The sequence below is a fragment of the Enterococcus sp. AZ095b genome, from assembly GCF_051714725.1.
Classification (GTDB): domain Bacteria; phylum Bacillota; class Bacilli; order Lactobacillales; family Enterococcaceae; genus Enterococcus_B; species Enterococcus_B pernyi.
Window position 1 is genome coordinate 20,884 of the sequence record NZ_JBIOSL010000002.1, and the last position, 18,518, is coordinate 39,401.

The following is an 18,518-nucleotide window of genomic DNA, read 5'->3' on the forward strand; positions in this document are numbered from 1 at the left end:
CATTTTTCTCCTTGCTTAATTAGGTGGACGAACTACTGACGATACACTGCCAGAGTGAAAAGTCACTGTCCACGTTTTTAATGGTCCTGGATTTTGGTCATATAATAAATACTGGTTGTTTCCTAACGTTTTTCCTACTACACCAGTATGACCGTACATCGAATGGGCAAACCAGGAACCCATATTTCCACCAGTATTGTAATTGATAATATCACCTGCTTTAATTTGGTTATAGCTAGGATTTCTAATGACTGACCATCCCCAACTTTCCCAAGGATAATCAGTACCAATATCACTGGCTTTAACCCCACCTGTTAAAATAATGGACGAATTGATTGAATTGGCATAATAAGCCGAAACAGCATAACATTCTCCGGTTAAACCACCAAACTCGCCACCAATCACTGTCCCAAGCCTTTGATCTAATACAGCTAAACCAGCGCCACCACCGCCAACAGGTCCATACCCACCAGGTGGCTTCGGTGTTCCACCATTATCATCAATCCATTGATTGAATTTTTCCGCTGTCTCAGCTCTTGATTTTCCTGCATTTAATTTAGTCCAGTAAACAAATTCTCCTGGTTTTAATGTATTGTCATGAAAAGCTTTGGCACGTGCATCCATGATTGCTAAGGTTCGATTGCCATACGTATCGATCTGCGTATTTCGAAATTCAGTGACTGCTCGTGTATTGTCCCACGAAGCTCCTTGATTAGGATCATTGTCAAATGCACCATATCCGAAAATGTTCGATTTCGGGAACTGCAAGGCGACACCGGCTGTTCCGTAAGAACTTTCCCATTGGGCAAATGCCACAAGTTGACGGACATCAATTCCTGATAATGATTGAAGACGTAAAAACTCTTGGCCGGTTGCTCTAGAATCTACCGTGTACCCCTCATTGGCTATAAACCCATCAATTTGTTCGGCAGTGATTCCATACCGCTGAGCCAAAAGTGAGGAGTTATAGGCGTCAGGTCCATCCCATTTTTCAACATAAAATACGCCATCCTCAGAAGACGCGCTGCTTTGGCTATTAAAGATAAAAAATAAACCCACAAACACGAGAAAGAGAAGTGCTATCCCTGTAATGATCCACCCAACTGGATTACTCACCGTGAAACTGCTAAGTGCTTTACTAGTTGCGCTTGTGATTGCCTGTTGGACTTTTAAAGAAGCTTGCGAGAATGCAGTCTGCTGAGTAGCCGTTTTGGTTGCCGCTTTCCAAGCTACATCTGACACTGGTTTTGCAGCCTTTACAGTATGACTTGAAGTAAAACGCAAATCATCAAGTTTTCCAATGGTTACAGATTGAGAAAATTTCCGATTTTTTGTCAAAAATTTATTCGCTTTTTTCGTTCCTTTAAAAACACGTTCCCCATCTTTAACACTAGATTGAAATTGTTTTAGCTCTTCTGCATCCTCCTCTTGAGCCATCACATTGAATCCTTGATTGATCAATTGCTTCGTGGCCACCTGTTTGGCAGAAGAAGAAAAATTGCCTTTTGAATCGGAATTGATCGATTGATTTTTGCTAGTTGCTTGGTGAAAAGACTCTTTCTGCTTTGTATGAAACAGATCATCTTTCTTTTTCTTTAGATCATTTTCAAGTTTCTTCTTTTTCTTTTTATCATGACGCTTCTTTCTCTTTGCTTTTGATACTGAATCTAGTGTTTCAGACTCATTATCTGTAAGAAACGACTGTTTCGATGAACGTTTCTCATGAATTTTTTGGCCTTTCTTTTCTAATTTTGAAAATGAAGACTCTTCTGACTTTAGTTTTTCTTCAGATTGTGTTTTTTTTCCTTTGAATGAGTTTATACGGCTTTCATTCTTCTGCTTACCGAGTGTATAGCCATATGCAGCTCGTTGATTGAATTTGGCGATTGTTCCCTTACGAACAGTTAAAGACCTCTGCTCTCCCTTAAAGCGAGTGCCTTTGGGTAATTTAAAGTACTCTTTAGGCCGGTTGTTGATCCGCATGACTTGTATTCATCAATTCAAACAGTTTTGTGTCTTTGGGGATTAGGTTTGAGAAGGGAATCACCTGACCACCAGCGATAATTAGCCCAGTTCCTACCTTATTATTTTCGAGATAGAGCGATTCTTTTTCCGTTAATTTAAATCGTTCGACTAACGCATCCAATACCTCCCCTTTTTGTTCAAGTAAAATCAAAAAGTCAGAGTTAAACAGGATCGAGCGACCTTCTGGAGTTAAAAGCATCGTTTCAGCTGACTGGGTCATAAACGTGGGACAACCTTTATATTTACGTATCCTTGAGTAAATTTCAGCCGCTTGAACACGTAATATCTCAGGTTGTGACTGATTGATGATAACTTGAAACTCATCAATATAGACCCTAGTCTCAATACCTTTCGCACGGTTTTCTACCACCTTATTCCAGATTCGATCTAGAATGGCTAAATAACCAAAGGTCGCCATTTGATTTTTCAATAAATACATATCATAGATCATTAAATTTTTTGAAGTATTGACGGTCGTTTCTTTGGCAAACATGTTTAATGATCCCGTGACATATAACCCCATTGCATCGATCAGCTCTTTTGCTTCAAGACTGGTATCACGTTGCAACACTTTATACCAGTCTTGAAGCGTTGGTTTTTCAAGCTCACGAAAGGTCTGTTGTGTGACTGAATCAATTTTGGTTTGTTGCCCAGCTGAGACATGACCTACCAAATGAGAAATTAAACTGATTAAGAAGTTTGACTTGATGGAAACTGGATCGTCCCCGACCTCTAGGTATTGTTCATCTGCTAGTTCCAAAATATTAATAGAGGTGCCACTTCCTGGAGCGACAGTGACGATCTCGCCATCCAGTGCGTTCGCTAGTGGCAGATACTCACGCTCCATATCCAGGATGATAATTTCTGCTTCAGGTTTTCTCAATCGTGTCGCTATGATTTCATTCTTAGCTGCAAACGACTTACCTCCTCCAGACACAGCCATAATGCCACCATTGGAATTCTTCATTTCACTACCCATTCGATTAATAAGAATGTTGTTCTTTGATAACTGATTGGTTCCATAGTACGTGCCATTTTTATGTTGTACATCTTGACTAGTAAACGGAGAATTGATTGAAATATTAGGCGTGATCAAGTCGCGCAAAAAGGTTCGTTCAAAATCTAAATAATTTTTACCAATAGGCAAACATGAGTTAAATCCCTGTTCCTGTGTAAGATATAACGGTTCAAATACCGCACCGAACTTTTCACCTACCGCTTTCACCTTTTCAATTTGATGGTATAAAGCTTCCTTCGATTCGTCCCATACATAAACCAAAAAAGTAGAAGAAAGCTGTTTATCACCAGTTTCTTCTACAAATTCTATTTGTTCATTGATATCTTGTTGATGTTCTCTTATTACGCGTGCAATATGCTGTCTCGAATATCCTCGCTCGCTAGCTTTCATTTCACGCTTGATTACGTCTGTTTCAAGGTTAGTCGCTTCTGTCCGTAATTTTTTTGTTGTTTGAGAGATTGAATACGGGCTTGCGTGAATAGTGATTACCATCTCCATTTCTGCTTCTGTCAATTCTTTGCACATATGATCAGATAAGTTTCGAGGGAAATCGCGCAGATACAGCACTTGTCCAAAGTTATCGTCCACTTGAAAATCAATTTTCCCTGATTTTTTAAAGTCTAAATAGCCTGGAGCAATCAAATCTTTGGTGGATCTTCTGCTTCGTTCAATATCTTCAAAATTTCCAAAAAGTGGTTTACCAGGTCGCAAGATTTTGTTCATCGTCCGTAATCGCTCCATGCCACCTTGTACATCAACTGTGCCTTTGATACTCATCAGTTCATCCGCAAACGACTCGCCAATATTTAACAATCTTTTTTGGGCATTACGAAGGTTCGTTGCGTGTGTCGCTAAAGTCACAAAACGTTCAACTTTCCAATTGTTTCTTCCAGAATCATAACTAGACTCAATTAGTTGGTTTAACTCTTCTCTAAGGGGATCGCCAGGATCGCCTTGTAAAGGATAGGCTGTCTTTTTCATGTATTCACCTTTTGGATTTTTAGTTACCAATAGCGTGAGTTGAAAATGGTCTTTTTCAGACAATAAATTGATTGCCTTATTATATTGTGAAAGAATTTGTTTCTGCTTATCTACATGCGCGGTTGTGTAGTTAACTGCACCTAATGTATACGTACTAGAAAATAGGTCTTCTGTAACATGCATGATCCCATCTTCAAACAAAGAAGTATAATACAACGAGTTTTGCGTGCTAGCGGCTTGAATTTTTTGTCTTTTTGGTCGCTTCTTTGATTTTTTTTCCTTTTTTAAAGTCTTGAACACGATAGATTCTCATCCTTTCTCCTTTTTTATAAGTTCTTACTTGAATCGTTGTTTGGAATTTAAAAAACAGCTTCACCCAAGTAGAAAAAGTATAGCCATGTGGTTTGTACATTGCGTTACACGCACTTAGTGCTAACAAGGGGAAAAATATCACTCGAAATAGCCCAACAGGCAAAACCGAATAGATAGCATTTCGAACATCTAATCCGATCACTAAAAGGAGACTTACAATAAAAATCCACTGTGCGCCAGTTAAACCAATAAACGTTTTTTCCCTTTTTGAAGCGTCTTTGAACACTTTAATTTCCATTTCTTACACCCCAAACATTTCTGAAGATTTTTTATGTGTCTGCCACAAAACAATAATGAACACGATCGCTAAAATCAAATTCTGAAAGAATTGTACTTCCATATCCAGATTCATTGGATTTCCTAAACCAGTCAGATCCAATACAATACTGGAAAGAAAATGATAAACACCGAACACAACCATAATGACCGCAGGTTGAAAGGCATAGGCTAAAATTCGCTTTAAATATCCTTTTCCTATGTTGTCATGTTCTTCAGACGCAAAAGAGGCCATCGGAACAGGCATCAAGGCTAACATGACATAGAGTTGAAAGAATCGAAGCATAACGATTACCCACACCATTACATAAGCGGCTAATGTAACTAAAGCACCGACAACAACTAATAAAAGGACCATGATCCCTCTTCTTAGTGCCTCTGTCGGATTCAATAATGCACCGATTAATTCCCCCAAAATAGATAGTGTATCCGTTGGTACTTCCACACTTGGCAGATTAAATACATCAAAAGCACCCCTCGCATTTCGGGAAATGAGATTTGCCATTCCGATACCGATCGATAAAATGAAATTTAACATGACACTCGAAAAAGTGACCATGATTCCGCCTAATGCCGCACGAAAAGAAAGACCTTGAAACATTTTCAAGGTCACGATTCCTGCGTTAGAAGAGTTCGCTTTTTCAAACATTTTTGCAATTTCTAAAATTAAGAGTATCCCTACTAAATAAAGACCAACTTCACGGGTTGATTTAGCCACGATATTGTTGACCCAATTTAATGTACTTTGGGAAAAATCCCCCATATTCTGAGTGAGGGCTTCAACTAAATCCATATGAATCCTCCTTTAATTTATTTACTACATACCTGGAGGATTTGAAAATACTCCGGTAATCATAGTTCCCGCACTAATCGCAAGTAACAGGATGCCACCAATGATCAGCCAAGAGCCTTCCATTTTCCCTTGAGAATCTCCTTGTCTTCCTGCTTGAGTGATCTGAACAATTCCCCAAACAGCTAACAAAGCGCCACCACCAGCAATCAACCACTGCAGTCCTCCTGCAATTGTTTGAGCGGTTGCATTTGCATTTGCCATTACTAGCGGTTCCAAGCTCGTTGTTACATTCATTAAAAGTGATTTCATTTTTCATTCTCCATTCAATTTGCTATTTTTTTTACGCCGCAAAATCAATATCCAATACTACTGGATCTGAAAATGCCTCTTTTTTAACATTTGCTTCGAATTTTTCTAAGCTGTTTTTGTATCTTTTCACCTCATACCAATTCGGATCACCTTCTTTATGACCGAACTCTTTGGCATTTGGATGAGTTTTATAATTGTATTTTGGTACTTTAAACATGGGTACTGAAGCAATTTTTACTAAGGCGTGAAGTCGATCTAACTCCCCGACTTCACTGCCTGAAATAACATCTTTTCCAACGGGTTCACTGCGAACAGAACCTTTATCACGCTTACGAATATAAATTGTCTTTTTTCCGGCTGCTTCAGAAAAGAACTTTGTGGTATCTGGCTCTGTCGATCCAGATAGATAAACCCAAGCGTCGCAGTTTCCAAAAAAGGATTTCCAATCCTCTTTGTACATAGCAACGATTTGATTGACGCTTTGTAATAAAATCGTGATACTCATCAAACGGCTTCTAAATACAGACAAGGCCTGCTTGATATTTGGTACTTTTCCGAGATTGGCAAATTCGTCCATTAAAAATTCGATAGGAATATCTGCTTCTCCACCCATTTCATTATCAATTTTGTGTTCAAGCGTTCGAAAAGAAAGTATAAAAATAAGGAGTGGTAAGAAATTGAACGTATCATCCATATCCGGTATCTTTAAAAATACCGCCGTCTTCTCCTCAACCCATTTTTCAATCTCAAGATTATCCTCTTTGATAAAGTCTTTGACTTGTTCTAAATCAAATAAGGAAAAGCGAGTGATCGAAATAGCTAAGACACTGTCCCTAGTCTTTCCTTCAAAGTTTCGAAGGAAGTTTTGCCATTGGAGATAGGCATAATTTTCTTCGCCAAATTCTTCCGCAAAACTTTTAAACATAAATTCAAGCGGACTTTCTACGTCTTTATTCTCACGATTTAAAAGCCGAATCAAGGTACCGATTTGATCTAGGCTAGGCATAATACCGTCCCCTTTTACTTCTTCATTTCCTTTTCTTCCCCCACGATAACGGTAATATAGATAAGCAAATAAGGAGGTAATTAACAACTCTTCGGCTTTGTCCCAGAATGGTTCTCCTTTTTTCTCATGATCCGCATTTGTCGCATCAATCAATGCACTGATCACTTTTTTGAGTGTGATCTCGTCTTTAACATACGCAAATGGATTGAAATGATCGGTATTTGTCAACGTATCAAAATCAACAACTTTGATCTTATATCCTCTACGTTCTAACATTTTCCCTACTCGGTTGACTGTTCTCCCTTTTGGATCTGTCAGAACAAAACTAGACTTCATTTGAGCAATATTCGACATAATGTAAGATGTCGTCTTCCACGATCCGGAACCTCCAATGACCATTACATTGTTGTTTCGATTCAATCGAGTATTTCTTCCCTCATAGAAATTCTTATAGCAGCCGTCCCCTAGAATGATATTGTCTGAAAAGTTCTTTTTATTCCTGAACTTCTTCATTTCTTTCTTTGTTCCCCAGCGACCGCTTCCGTATTCTTTTCCTGGCTCATATTCTCTCGTATCTCGCCCAAGATAGGTTAAAGACGCTAACGTTAAAACAGCGCCACAAGCGAGTAAGGAAGAATTTTCTAATGAAAAATGGAATGGGTTATAAAATATTTCTTTATTCACCTGAAGTGCTGCTAAGAGCTTCTCCCCTTCTGGTGCATGCATAGCAAGCTCAGTTGCACGATTGGCTACAAAACCTCCGACACCACCAAAAAGCGCGTAAGGAATAATTGACTGTTTTTTTGTCATAGATCGATCCCTCCGCTTATATCATCAAATAGAGACAAAGCATCTAGGCTTTCTTTGGCCTCTTTTGTGGTATCTGCTGCAGTTTTTGTACCATCTTTAATAGCAGTGACACTTGATTCTTTGGCCTCTTCGACTGCCGCAACTTTTTCTTTCGTCTTTCCTTTCGCCTCTTCAATTAGTGCTTCAAGTGTTGGTTTTGTCACAGTTTCTGGATCGTTTATGATTGTTTCTACGGTCCTCTCAAGCGCACGAGAAGCAATATTAGCATCTTTGGCATAAAAGTACATTTCTGACGTCATGTCCGGAAATTCTTTTACGTGGAATTGTAAACCATACTCTGTCATCATGTTTTTCAATTGGTCCAAATTTACCGCTTGATCTAAAAGTTGTGGCTCTGCTAGCATTTTATTCGAGGATAATAAGAACTCATAATCTTTTTCTCCAGCTTGTACAAGCAATTTTTTCTCACAATCTCGAATCAATTCCATTTGTTTCTCTCTCGGCAATTGTTTAAATTTGAATTCTAATTCCGGTTTATCAGGCAGTCCAAGCTGCTCTCTAAGATTTTTAAACTTTTCCCAATTGTCTGCTGTAAGTTGTTCCGCTTGTTGCTTCATTTCTCTGCTTTTAGCTGCTTGCTTCAACATCGATAGTAAGCGAAACACTTGATATAACTTTTGTGGCGTCCCCTTACAAATCACTTGATAGGCTTCTTGTTGCGATTGACTCATACTCTAGCCTCCTTCTTCAAAAATCATTAGGAAGGTGCGCTGTAATATCTGAATCTGCCAAATCTTCTGATTCATCTTTTGATAAGTCGCCTTCTAAATGATTCTTTAAGGCTATCAAGAGGTTCGCCAGCGTTTGATCAGTAAGTGTGATACCCTTTCGCATTTCCCCTTCTGGTGTCCAATTACGTAAATCATAAACCGCCTCACGGCCGTTATAAGAAACTTTATTTAGTTCAACTGTTGTCCCCCATTTTGTACGATTGAGAATAGCAATCTCTTCTACCTTCTCAAATGATATATTTGGATTCTTTTTTTCTTGCTCTGGTTGGTTTTGTGATAAATCCATTACCATTGAAAATACCTCCTAAATTTTGATCATATCTGTCACTCTAGCATTGTTGCTCGAACCATCAATCGATAGTCCGTACCAGCCCGACTTCCATCACATGTCAGCAAGGTCAAGTAATGTGGCTCTTCCGGATTATCCAACATATACTGTCCTTCACTTTGATGGATAATTCGTGTCTCTTGTACTTCATACGTAGCTGTTTTTCCATAGAAAGTAATTTCTACTTGGTCGCCAACAGAAACATTCTTCAACCCACCAAACAATAGTCCGCTATTGGTCATATAATGGCCCAACAGGGCAAAGTTTCCTCGTCCGATTCGTTGATTCGGTTTCACAGTTCCTGCTCCAATACTAAGATTGGCCTGTGTCATACCTTCCAAAATGGGCAATTCCAACCCTATCATCGGTATCCGTATAATTCCCACCCCATATTTTTGAATCAAATCGTTCGAATCAATCGAAAGATTTTGGGGGCGTAAATCTTCAACATCGTCTCCTGAATAATCACCAATAACTCTTCTATATGGCGTTTTTCCACTCATTTCGCTTAGTCCAGCTTGTTGTAGATCTGAAATTTGTTGGTCAAACTGTTTCTGTCGATAGTGCATCATACCGACAATCGTTCCTATTAGTAAAATCACACTCAATATCCCAAGGATAATTTTCTTTTTGTGCGGGTGCTGCTTAAATTTTAATCGAATCCTTCTAAGCTTTATTTGTAATTCCTTCAATGCATTGCTCCTTTCCTTCAGAGATAAATGAATCAAAATGTTTTTTCGTTTTTTTGGACCAAATTTACTAAAAAAGAGACAAGGAATTTCTCCCTTCGTCTCTTCTTAATCATCTATTTTGATCTTAAAATAGGTTCGAAAAAACAGCCTTAAGCTCTTCCCAAAAGTTTGTATTTCCTGCTTGTGGGATTGACGGAACTTGTGGTGTCTTTAAATCTTTTGGTATAACTGGTAATTCAGGTTCTTCTTCTGGAGTTAGGAAAAGGACTGTTTGGTCCTCATTTTCTAAGTCGAAATGCTCGTTTACCAGATTCTCCATTTCAGGATCATCATAGATCATATGAGTCGCTACCAATTCATATCCGCTCTCCATTGTGTTTGCTGGCAAATCTAGTGTAATTGGTAATTCTTGTTCTTCGTCTCCAGTGGATACAACCGATGAAGTATCTTCAGAAACGACTGCTACTTGCTCTTTTGTGTCTTTATTGACTTTAATGTATTGCGTAAGCATGTAGTATTCATGATTTTCTTTCCCCCCACGAATCCAAGTAAAGTCGGTTAAGTGATTGTCTTTTGTCGGATCTAAAACTTTACTTCCAGTTTCAGTTTCCACAAATAGCGTCTCTACTTCTAAATCTAAGCGGTGATTTTCTACTTCAAATACAATAACTTCTCCATCATTTTCAGGTGAAACTTCAAACGTATACTCTTCTTCGTTTGCGTGATACCAAGGTAATTCTTGGGATTCCACCAACAAATAATGTCCCGTTGGCAATCCATCGATATTGATCTCACCATTCTCATCTGTCAAGAACGTTCCAATAAGAACAGCTTCTTCAGGAGTTTCCTCATCGATTTCATCTTCACCCTCTAAATCTGTTGAGTCTTCTGACTCAGTTGAATCCTCGGTGTCGATTTCATCAGAATTGGTTGTCTTTACAGCGTCTTCGCTCTCTTCAGTGTCAGTATCTTCTTCAACGTCTTCACTTTCTTCAGGCGCTTCCTCGATATCTTCTTCAGGATCAACTTCTGGTGCTGGCACTCGGTATAAATCAAAAGCAACACCTTCTAGCGGTTTTTGATCCATTCCATCGGTTTTGATAACTTGAACACCTGCACGAGCTAAACGATTAATAATTGCGCCTGTCAGGTCCTCTTCTGGCTCTTCTTCCAGATCTACATCTTCTTCAGTATCAGGAGTTTCAGTATCTAAATTGGCATTAGTTGCCACTCCTTCTACGTCGTCCTCCTCAGAATCAGCGTCAGGGTCTTCTTCAGCATCTTCACCTTCGGCTTCGTCTTGACTCGCTTCTACTTGAATATCAAATGAAACATCGTTGTTCTGTGGATCGTATACAAAGTGGTGCTTCGTGTCATCCATTACATGATCGGGACCTGCATAGATTTCTTGGATATACATCGGGATTGTTTGATTTGGCAATTTCAGTCCTTCAAAAGCAATCTTGCCTTCTTCGACTACTGAATAACCTAACGTAGTATCAGCAGCTAATTCTTCTTCTCCAACAAGTAGTTCTTCTGCTAATCGTAGGGCAAATATTTGACCGTTTTTCGCATTTTCTAATTCAACAACTGCTTTACCATCTTCCCAACCCGTTAGAACTTCTTGCATTTTTCGACCATAGATATTGAGATCTTGTAGGAAGTTTTCTACTTCTAAAGAAGAGGACGTGATATCAACCGTTTGTCCTGCATAATCGATCGAAAACGGAATTGGTTCGTCTAAAAGAACGACACCTGCAGGTGCAGAAACTTCAACGACTTCGTACTTACCGATAAACAGTAGTGGGTCTGTCGTAAATTTACCATCTTCGTCTGTAGTCCAAACGATGTCTTCACCATCTGCTTGTAAGAATTTCCCTGCTTCATAACGCAGTGTGCCGTCACCGGTCACGATATCTTCTGTCGGGCGAATCTTAAAGCCAAATCCATCCCCATTTCGTTGTTCGAATTCAATCGTCGTGTAGTCGCCATGATCGCTTTCATTTACAACTGTAGAAACACCTGTTTCAACTGTTTTAGAAAGCTCCAGTTGTCCTTTTTGAGGCTTATTATCAAAGGTTGCCGTGACTGTTTCATTTACTTTGATTGTAATTGTTTGTGGCTTGCTATTAATCACATAACCATTCGGTGATTGAATCTCTTCCATTGTCACCTTTTGATCATGGGTTAAATCACGCCATTCAGCAATTCCTTGATTGTTCGCTGTTATTTCTTTCGTTTTTCCATCATCTGTTGTAAAACGGAAAATTGCTCCCGCTAAAGGTTTTTTAGTAGTTTCATCTAATTTACGAACAGCTGCATGTCCCTTTTTTTCTACTTTAATATTTAATGCAGCGATTCCTGGATCGGGTAAATGAAGACGAGAAAGATCTTGTGTTGTCCCATTTGTATAAGCAAATGTAGTTCCTATCCCCGATCCGCTAGGGTCATATTTTGTTACTCGAACTACTCCCGATTCATTAGAATTTGCAGAAGCAGCAATGACTAAATCATTTCCATCTTTTCGAACACTCACACCAGCCGAATTAGATGAAACAGTTCCATTCCAAGAAGAAAAACGGTTATGAGTATCTCGAACGCGTATTTCTTCACCTGCTTTAACTGTTACAGTAGTGTTGTGCCAAGAAGGATTTAGATCATGTTCAGCAATCTTTTTATCGACAGTAGCTTTGAACGAATCATATTTTGCTTTACCAAATGTTCCGTAATTGATAAAGCTACCTCCCATTTCATCCCACACTAGCATTTGTGTTAATGCATAATTTTCCATACTACGCTGGTTATAGTAACCAAAATATCCGATAAAACGAAGTCTCCTTGATCGACTTTCTGGAGATACTACATTATTAAGGTCTAATTTTTGATCGTATAAAATGCCAGCTTCTGTAAATACCCCTTCTTGAATACAGAAAACGTCTTCGCCATCAATTTGCCAACGAATGATCTTGTCATGCGTATAATGTAGACCAGAAGGTGTATAACGTGCGACATTAACATCTAAACGACCATTTTCAGACAAACGATAAGAAGAACTTCTAGTCATTTTCTCTTCTTTAAGTTTTTGCCATTCATCTGATTGTGCAGCTAATTCCTGTTGCTCAGAATACGACCCCAATTCATGAAGATCTTTTTCTCCGATAAAGAATTCTTTCATATTATCAGGTACTTCTTTAGTTATTAATTCCGGCCCGTCATTAGCTAGTTGGCTCTCTCCGGTTTGGATAGATCCAATAAAATCTCGATTGTTCATTAAGGGCAGCAACACTGGATCACTAACAGGTTCATTAGTTTCCTTATTGCTATCTATTTCTTTCGTATCAGAACCATCATTGATTTTGATACTTGTTGATTGATCCAACAGTACCGTTGCCATACTATTTATCGGCAAACCTGTTGTAAGCAAAACAGTCAGCAAGAACAAGCTGATCACTTTTTTCATTTTCTTATATTTCATAATCGTCTCCTCATAAGCCTTTTAGCAACAAAAAAAGACCAATGATTAGCTCATTAGTCCTTTACAACAATCTCCGAATATGACGGGCTTCGGCATCTACTATTCATTTTTTATCACCTCAGTACATAAAAAAAAGGCAAGCTTTTCAGCTTTACCTCTTTTTTACATTATTTTTTAATTATAAAATACAACTGTCCATCCAATTATATCGCCTTTAGCATTTAAGGCAGGATTTATTAAGAATCTAGTAAACTCAACAAATTTATCCTCAGCCCATAATGCATATGCTTGTGCATTAGCCTCTTCTTGAGTAGCTGCAAAAATGCCGCTATTTCCAATATTAACAGGAATATTATCAGTTTCATTGTCCTCGGAGCCATTGTCTCCTCCTGAACCATTATCCCCGCCTGTTGGAGGTGTTGTTTCTGTACCCCCACCAGAGGAACCGTTATCGCCACCAGTTGGTGGTGTTACAGTGTTTTCTCCGCCAGTTGAGCCATTGTCTCCTCCCGCTGGTGGTGTCACGGTGTTTCCTCCGCCTGTTGATCCATTGTCAGCACCTGTCGGCGGTGTTACTGTGTTTCCAGCATCCGTTGACCCACTGTCTTCTACTGCAGGAGGGGTAGGAACTGTCGCTGCTGGAGAACCTTGATCAGTACTAGAACCAGTTGCTGGTGCTTGTCCGATTGGTTGCCCTGGATTGACTTTGTCGTTTTCGTTGATTACTGCTTGGCTAATAGTGTTCCCACTTTGATCTTGTACAGTAGCAATGTTTCCTTCAAATACTAACTTATTGCCTTCGAAAATGACATCTACATTTCCAATGCTATTCCACTCAGCTAATTTTTGAACTGATATATTTGTCGCTCCACTAATGGCGCTTAAAGTATCGCCCCACTTTATCGTGTATTCATTGCCAGAAATTTCAGCTTTGATTTGTTCAACTGATCGAGGTGTCCATTCTGTGGCTTCTGCCTTTTCCGTATGAATAGCTAACGCCACTCCTCCAACGGTTACTCCGATTGCTAACACTTTTAACATTTTCATTTATTCTTCCTTCTTTCCTTTTTTATATTATATGCCTATCATAATATACATATAATGATAGGTCAACAATTATATCGTGGATTTTTTTCTTTTTTTCATCTATACTACTTCTATAGATACTTTAGGGGGTGTTAACATGAAAGATACCGATTCAAAAGAAATTCGAGAATGGATCTTAGATAATCTTGTTACAAAGCAAGGTGCTATGAAAATTACGGGTCAGTCCGGACCTGCCTTTCAACAAGCAGTAAGAACGAACATGGTCGCTCCTTTTATTGAATACAATGAGTCCCCAATAGTTCGTTTATACTTAAAAAGTGAGATTGAAGAGTATGCAAAACAAGTCGCACTTAGAAAGGATAAATTGAAAAAAATGAATAATCAAAATGATTATCATTCATTGGGAAACGAATGACGCCTAGCCTAATAGTTGCCAGGGATCGCGTCCCTCACAAAAAGGATGCTTAGGGTTAAAATATTTCAAGAGTAAAGTGTTGAGACTTTAAAAAAGGTATTCTTAAACTAAAAATTGGAGTTTAGGTTTAAAAGATCTCCCTGGCAACTATTAAGCTAGGATTCACTTAATTAAAATAACTATAAATTAAGCATATCAAACCAAATAATTTTCGCCAAACGATAACCTGTGTCTTTTCATACAATTTTAATAAAACAATTATTAATATAGACCAATTATCTTTTTCTTCGATAAAAACGATTTAATATTGCATATATTAAAAAATAATTTTCAACCATTTTGGAAAAGATAACATTTTTATTTTATAATTAATTGCAATAACCTTTTCTTGTAAAAGTATTCACATTTTGAGGTTTATGGTACCCATCCAGACGAAAATGTACGGTAGGATTCCGAATAAAGAACTTAGTCATTAAAATTACGTGTAAAATAGACTGCTACAGTAACTATTTGCACGATCAAATCAACTTCAATGAAATCACTAAAAAACCAAGCACAATAAAGTACCATAAAAACAATAGGACTAGCGGAAACCACAAAAGTCCTAAAAAATAATAATTCCAATAAACTACTGATCCTAAAATTAAAGTAAAAAAACCACTAATAAAGATTCGCCAAAAACACATTGCCAGTTTTTCAAGTCGCCGTTCGTATTCTAATGTCCATTCATTTGAAATCATTATTTGCGACACTCTCCTTCTGCTACTTCTATTTCTTTCACCTATTGACCGATTGTTCAATTCTCCATTAGAAGCCCTAATTCAGTTTCTTTTTGTTCATAATCTTCGACAAGGTTCATTACATCTTGCCACGCCTCATCAATACTTTTTTGATTTGCTTCTCTTTTGAACAAAACCCTACTTGAAATGCTTTCAGGATATACTAGAAGTGGATATGTTTTCCAGATAATTTGCTGAATATAATTTTTATCTACATATTCTTTAAGTTCATTATTGGAGTCATAGGCTAACTTTCGAGAAAATTGGACATTATTTATTGAATTATCAAAATTAGACTGCTCCATTTGTACTTTCATTGCCATCGATATAATCCCAATAAACACAATCACATGAACTACTACTTTTAACAATCCCTCATATTTGTTTTTCAATATAAACATTGCTATCCTCCTGAAACAAAAAAACAGTAGTTACTTTTATAAAAACAGCATAAGGATTGAACCAACACCCCAAAATAAAGTGGTTGAAATCACCGACTCAATAATTGGAACAAAAATCGATTCACTTTTATCTCTTCCTGAGATTCCGCTGTTATAAAAGAGATAACTTATAAAGAGGTCTAAACCTAAGCCCTGAAAAAAATTCAGCTGATCTAAACCAAACGTAGGTGAAATGATCCCATTCCAGAGCATCATGGTAACTAATCCGCCGTAAAGAATTCCTGTGATTCTCATAACCAATACCACTAAAAAAGTTCCTGTTTCTCCAAGAATAAGGAGTACTTTTTCTTCTTTATCTTGCAATGTAAAACCTCTCTCACTTAGTTTTCAGTTTTAATGAATTACTGACTAGTTCGCGTTACTGACTTCAATGCACAAGGTAATAGTATCTCTTCCCCCATGTGTTGTAATTCCTGCGTCTAGTAATGTCACCTCATATTCTGCCGCTCGTGGATAAGTCGCTAAAATATCTTTTACTAAAATTCCTGTTGGGTAAGTTTCTTCTACAATTTCAAACGTTGCATCAGCTTTATCTGGTAAAATTTTCAATAATTCTTTTAATTTCATTTTCATTTCCCCCTATTCCGTATAATCTGTCTATTACCGACTATTGTTTAGTTCATTTCGGGCTTTGTCAGTCCGTTTTACAGCTGACTTATACACTTTAGAATCTTTGCTATACCCTAATGATTCGAGTTCTGACAGATCACTTTCCAATTTTTCTACCCACATTTTTTTATGATCCATTTGACTGTATTTCATACTTCATTCTTCCTTTCTTTCTAGTCCTTTATTTTTTAGTTTCCTCAAAGTTTCCAAGGATTATATGCAAATTATTATTCAACCAAGATCGTGATAGCTGCAATCTGATCCATTGCATACATTGACACGCCGTCAGAATCTTCGATAACGAGCTTCTCACCAAGGTTCTTATTCTTCCATGCAGCGATTATCTCTTGACTACCGAGGTCCATTGAATCCATTTCATGAAAAAATGATTCTCCACTCGATAAATAGATCGATAAAATTTCATTTTTTTCAACTTCCTTTTGATCATTCTCTGATATCACTTCATCTTTTTTGTCTGTTGGAAGAATTTTCCTAGTTAAAATTGCTAGCCCACCTGTTAGAATTAGTAACATCCAATTGATCATTCGTAGTCCCGCATTCAGTTCCCCCAGATCAATAACAAATTTGCGCTGCTGATTTGTTAACCAAAAAATAGTTATCATGGAAACTATTATGCAAATATACAACCCTGCGACGAGCCACAATACTCTTTTTTTATTCATTTAATTTTCCTTTCGTCTACGTGCGTTTCAATTCATCTATAATTTTTAATGAGAACAAGGCAAGAACTTATTCCGTAAAATCTGTCAATTATTAACTTGATCAACTGATACGACACGTACATAGCCTATTTTTTCGATGATTCTTTAATCTCTGTATCTTTTTTTCTTTTTAATTCTACTAGTCTTTCTTCTATAAACGTATCGTGGTTGGATTCAATCACTAATCCTTCTGACTTGTTTTTACTTAGCTGTTCTGCTCGATGTTCTGCACAAATCAATAAATGTATATCAGCTATAGTTAAACTTAGGTCAATACAACCATCAGCATAAACCAGCTGTTGCCCTCTTCCTTCTGAAATAAAGTCTTCTTCAATCTCTGCCACCATTTTTTTAAAGCCTTCATTATACAATTTTTGCACTTCCTTAACCGTAGTGGCATTCTTTAAATTTTGGTGATATTCCAAAAATATTCTCCTTCCTCGTTTGCTATCGCTCCATATTTAAATTCAGATAGAATGCTTATGTCTTTTAGTAATTCCGAAATATTTCTTCGGCAATGACTCCTGGAAGTTGGTTACGCTGTTTTCGTTGATGATACGACTGTGTGATTCTTTCTCGATCGACAACAAAGTAAATTCCTGCTTTCGACCGTACAATTTTTGCAACTGGCACTTCTTTCACCAGTTGCCCTTCTTCCAAGTTATTCACGATTCTCAATGAATGGATATATCGTAAATGTGTCAATTGTTTTTGGTATAAAGGGGTAGCGTGGACGACAGTATTCGTGACAATATATGCTCGTTCGCCTGGTAACACTTCATCATGTTTGAACTGAATATTGCTCGCAAATAAATCTTCTTTTCCGATCACAAACTCCAAATCCTTCTCCTCTAACAGTAGTTCTTCCAATTGGAACAACCGTTTCTTTTTATCTTTATTCCTCTTCTTTGCGGTAGATTTTGCCATATATTTTCCCCTTTCTTTTGTTTCTCGTGTGAAATGATCACACCAAATTCAGTGATTTTCATTGTCTCTGTGCAATGCAATTGACGAATCAGTCGTTCCGTCTTTTTTGCATGCCACGCTGGTTGTTCGGCGATCCATCGTTTAAGGTGAGCTTTAGCTAATTGTGATTTTCGTTGTTTCTGCATATAATCAAACAACATGAAATACTCCTGCATTGCCTCGACTCGGATGATTTCGCCATTTTCCATGATCCTTAGTGCCTTGCTTCGCTGTAATTGTTGAAACAACTTGAGTTGTCTTTCTTTTATCCAATAATCATTCATTTCAAACCAATGCTCTAAACTACTAGGCTGGATTACCTTACGCTTAGACTGACGCATAAAAGCAAGTAATACTTGTATTTCAGTCATTCAACTCACTCCTATTTCTTTTGCTCTAAAGACATACCTGTTCACAAAGAACCGCAAACAAGTAATAAAAATGGTACGACACTTTTCGGATAAGTGGGAACCTGACCGTTTTAGGGGGACGGACAACCTGTCTCTCTTCATCATTTTGAGAAGTACAAAGTATTTCTTTTCAGAACAAACAGCTGGGTTTTAAGGCGTTCAACTGCGCTACTTTTCTCGCCACATGCCAGAGACACGATCTCCTGCTCAAGTTACCACGTCAAGCAGTCTGT

21 protein-coding genes are annotated in these 18,518 nt (G+C 37.9%); 1 reads left to right on the forward strand and 20 read right to left on the reverse strand.

Annotation, left to right across the window (positions count from 1 at the left end):
- Positions 1–15 precede the first annotated feature (15 nt).
- The 11 genes from IGJ99_RS14340 to IGJ99_RS14390 all read right to left on the reverse strand — a co-directional run bounded on the left by IGJ99_RS14340 (position 16) and on the right by IGJ99_RS14390 (position 13,923).
- A complete protein-coding gene (locus IGJ99_RS14340; RefSeq protein WP_438770932.1) occupies positions 16–1,983 on the reverse strand; it encodes a CHAP domain-containing protein in 1,968 nt (655 codons plus the stop codon).
- Positions 1,961–4,324, reverse strand: coding sequence for a VirB4-like conjugal transfer ATPase, CD1110 family (locus tag IGJ99_RS14345; protein ID WP_023520652.1), 2,364 nt, complete (start codon positions 4,322–4,324; stop codon positions 1,961–1,963). The genes IGJ99_RS14340 and IGJ99_RS14345 overlap by 23 nt, the downstream gene beginning before the upstream one ends.
- Entirely contained in the window at positions 4,254–4,634 is a 381-nt protein-coding gene (locus IGJ99_RS14350; protein ID WP_023520651.1) for a PrgI family mobile element protein, read from the reverse strand. The genes IGJ99_RS14345 and IGJ99_RS14350 overlap by 71 nt, the downstream gene beginning before the upstream one ends.
- 3 nt (positions 4,635–4,637) lie before the next feature.
- A complete protein-coding gene (locus IGJ99_RS14355) occupies positions 4,638–5,465 on the reverse strand; it encodes a type IV secretion system protein (protein WP_066025994.1) in 828 nt (275 codons plus the stop codon).
- 24 nt (positions 5,466–5,489) lie between these two features.
- Complete coding sequence (locus tag IGJ99_RS14360) at positions 5,490–5,774, reverse strand: hypothetical protein (protein WP_023520648.1); 285 nt, start codon at positions 5,772–5,774, stop codon at positions 5,490–5,492.
- Positions 5,775–5,805: 31 nt separating this feature from the next.
- Positions 5,806–7,590, reverse strand: a complete 1,785-nt coding sequence (locus tag IGJ99_RS14365) for a VirD4-like conjugal transfer protein, CD1115 family (RefSeq protein WP_438770933.1) — start codon at positions 7,588–7,590, stop codon at positions 5,806–5,808.
- On the reverse strand, positions 7,587–8,321 hold the full coding sequence (locus tag IGJ99_RS14370; protein WP_438770934.1) for a hypothetical protein: 735 nt from the start codon (positions 8,319–8,321) through the stop codon (positions 7,587–7,589). The genes IGJ99_RS14365 and IGJ99_RS14370 overlap by 4 nt, the downstream gene beginning before the upstream one ends.
- Before the next feature lie 16 nt (positions 8,322–8,337).
- On the reverse strand, positions 8,338–8,673 hold the full coding sequence (locus tag IGJ99_RS14375) for a PC4/YdbC family ssDNA-binding protein (RefSeq protein WP_023520645.1): 336 nt from the start codon (positions 8,671–8,673) through the stop codon (positions 8,338–8,340).
- 32 nt (positions 8,674–8,705) lie between these two features.
- Entirely contained in the window at positions 8,706–9,311 is a 606-nt protein-coding gene (locus IGJ99_RS14380; protein ID WP_438755289.1) for a class A sortase, read from the reverse strand.
- 214 nt (positions 9,312–9,525) lie between these two features.
- Positions 9,526–12,876 carry a SpaA isopeptide-forming pilin-related protein gene (locus IGJ99_RS14385; RefSeq protein WP_438770935.1) on the reverse strand — a complete coding sequence of 1,117 codons (3,351 nt, stop codon included), beginning with the start codon at positions 12,874–12,876 and terminating at the stop codon, positions 9,526–9,528.
- Positions 12,877–13,050: 174 nt separating this feature from the next.
- Entirely contained in the window at positions 13,051–13,923 is an 873-nt protein-coding gene (locus IGJ99_RS14390) for a LysM peptidoglycan-binding domain-containing protein (RefSeq protein WP_169059279.1), read from the reverse strand.
- Between the two features lie 136 nt (positions 13,924–14,059).
- Between IGJ99_RS14390 and IGJ99_RS14395 the strand changes: the two genes are divergently transcribed.
- Entirely contained in the window at positions 14,060–14,338 is a 279-nt protein-coding gene (locus IGJ99_RS14395; protein WP_438755284.1) for a hypothetical protein, read from the forward strand.
- Positions 14,339–14,856: 518 nt separating this feature from the next.
- On the opposite strand, the gene IGJ99_RS14400 is transcribed toward IGJ99_RS14395, so the two are convergent.
- From IGJ99_RS14400 to IGJ99_RS14440, 9 genes are all read right to left on the reverse strand, one after another.
- Positions 14,857–15,078, reverse strand: a complete 222-nt coding sequence (locus tag IGJ99_RS14400) for a hypothetical protein (RefSeq protein WP_169059277.1) — start codon at positions 15,076–15,078, stop codon at positions 14,857–14,859.
- 56 nt (positions 15,079–15,134) lie between these two features.
- Positions 15,135–15,518 (reverse strand): hypothetical protein, encoded by a 384-nt coding sequence (locus IGJ99_RS14405; RefSeq protein ID WP_169059276.1) that lies wholly within the window; start codon positions 15,516–15,518, stop codon positions 15,135–15,137.
- 36 nt (positions 15,519–15,554) lie between these two features.
- A complete protein-coding gene (locus IGJ99_RS14410) occupies positions 15,555–15,881 on the reverse strand; it encodes a hypothetical protein (protein ID WP_104776075.1) in 327 nt (108 codons plus the stop codon).
- Between the two features lie 45 nt (positions 15,882–15,926).
- Positions 15,927–16,145 carry a hypothetical protein gene (locus IGJ99_RS14415; protein ID WP_169059340.1) on the reverse strand — a complete coding sequence of 73 codons (219 nt, stop codon included), beginning with the start codon at positions 16,143–16,145 and terminating at the stop codon, positions 15,927–15,929.
- Positions 16,146–16,178: 33 nt separating this feature from the next.
- Complete coding sequence (locus IGJ99_RS14420; protein WP_438770936.1) at positions 16,179–16,340, reverse strand: hypothetical protein; 162 nt, start codon at positions 16,338–16,340, stop codon at positions 16,179–16,181.
- A gap of 74 nt (positions 16,341–16,414) precedes the next feature.
- Positions 16,415–16,810, reverse strand: coding sequence for a hypothetical protein (locus IGJ99_RS14425; RefSeq protein ID WP_438770937.1), 396 nt, complete (start codon positions 16,808–16,810; stop codon positions 16,415–16,417).
- A 185-nt stretch (positions 16,811–16,995) separates the two neighbouring features.
- On the reverse strand, positions 16,996–17,334 hold the full coding sequence (locus IGJ99_RS14430) for a hypothetical protein (RefSeq protein WP_169059352.1): 339 nt from the start codon (positions 17,332–17,334) through the stop codon (positions 16,996–16,998).
- Positions 17,335–17,398: 64 nt separating this feature from the next.
- Positions 17,399–17,836, reverse strand: coding sequence for a hypothetical protein (locus IGJ99_RS14435; protein WP_169059351.1), 438 nt, complete (start codon positions 17,834–17,836; stop codon positions 17,399–17,401).
- Positions 17,761–18,246, reverse strand: a complete 486-nt coding sequence (locus IGJ99_RS14440; protein ID WP_244063232.1) for a hypothetical protein — start codon at positions 18,244–18,246, stop codon at positions 17,761–17,763. The genes IGJ99_RS14435 and IGJ99_RS14440 overlap by 76 nt, the downstream gene beginning before the upstream one ends.
- Positions 18,247–18,518: the final 272 nt, after the last annotated feature.

Coding starts and splice junctions, on each gene's coding strand:
- IGJ99_RS14385 (WP_438770935.1), bottom strand. CDS start 12,876: ATGAAATATAAGAAAATGAAAAAAGTGATCAGCTTGTTCTTGCTGACT.
- IGJ99_RS14355 (WP_066025994.1), bottom strand. CDS start 5,465: ATGGATTTAGTTGAAGCCCTCACTCAGAATATGGGGGATTTTTCCCAA.
- IGJ99_RS14435 (WP_169059351.1), bottom strand. CDS start 17,836: ATGGCAAAATCTACCGCAAAGAAGAGGAATAAAGATAAAAAGAAACGG.
- IGJ99_RS14420 (WP_438770936.1), bottom strand. CDS start 16,340: ATGAAATACAGTCAAATGGATCATAAAAAAATGTGGGTAGAAAAATTG.
- IGJ99_RS14370 (WP_438770934.1), bottom strand. CDS start 8,321: ATGAGTCAATCGCAACAAGAAGCCTATCAAGTGATTTGTAAGGGGACG.
- IGJ99_RS14400 (WP_169059277.1), bottom strand. CDS start 15,078: ATGATTTCAAATGAATGGACATTAGAATACGAACGGCGACTTGAAAAA.
- IGJ99_RS14375 (WP_023520645.1), bottom strand. CDS start 8,673: ATGGTAATGGATTTATCACAAAACCAACCAGAGCAAGAAAAAAAGAAT.
- IGJ99_RS14440 (WP_244063232.1), bottom strand. CDS start 18,246: ATGACTGAAATACAAGTATTACTTGCTTTTATGCGTCAGTCTAAGCGT.
- IGJ99_RS14395 (WP_438755284.1), top strand. CDS start 14,060: ATGAAAGATACCGATTCAAAAGAAATTCGAGAATGGATCTTAGATAAT.
- IGJ99_RS14360 (WP_023520648.1), bottom strand. CDS start 5,774: ATGAAATCACTTTTAATGAATGTAACAACGAGCTTGGAACCGCTAGTA.
- IGJ99_RS14350 (WP_023520651.1), bottom strand. CDS start 4,634: ATGGAAATTAAAGTGTTCAAAGACGCTTCAAAAAGGGAAAAAACGTTT.
- IGJ99_RS14415 (WP_169059340.1), bottom strand. CDS start 16,145: ATGAAATTAAAAGAATTATTGAAAATTTTACCAGATAAAGCTGATGCA.
- IGJ99_RS14365 (WP_438770933.1), bottom strand. CDS start 7,590: ATGACAAAAAAACAGTCAATTATTCCTTACGCGCTTTTTGGTGGTGTC.
- IGJ99_RS14390 (WP_169059279.1), bottom strand. CDS start 13,923: ATGAAAATGTTAAAAGTGTTAGCAATCGGAGTAACCGTTGGAGGAGTG.
- IGJ99_RS14425 (WP_438770937.1), bottom strand. CDS start 16,810: ATGATAACTATTTTTTGGTTAACAAATCAGCAGCGCAAATTTGTTATT.
- IGJ99_RS14340 (WP_438770932.1), bottom strand. CDS start 1,983: ATGCGGATCAACAACCGGCCTAAAGAGTACTTTAAATTACCCAAAGGC.
- IGJ99_RS14405 (WP_169059276.1), bottom strand. CDS start 15,518: ATGTTTATATTGAAAAACAAATATGAGGGATTGTTAAAAGTAGTAGTT.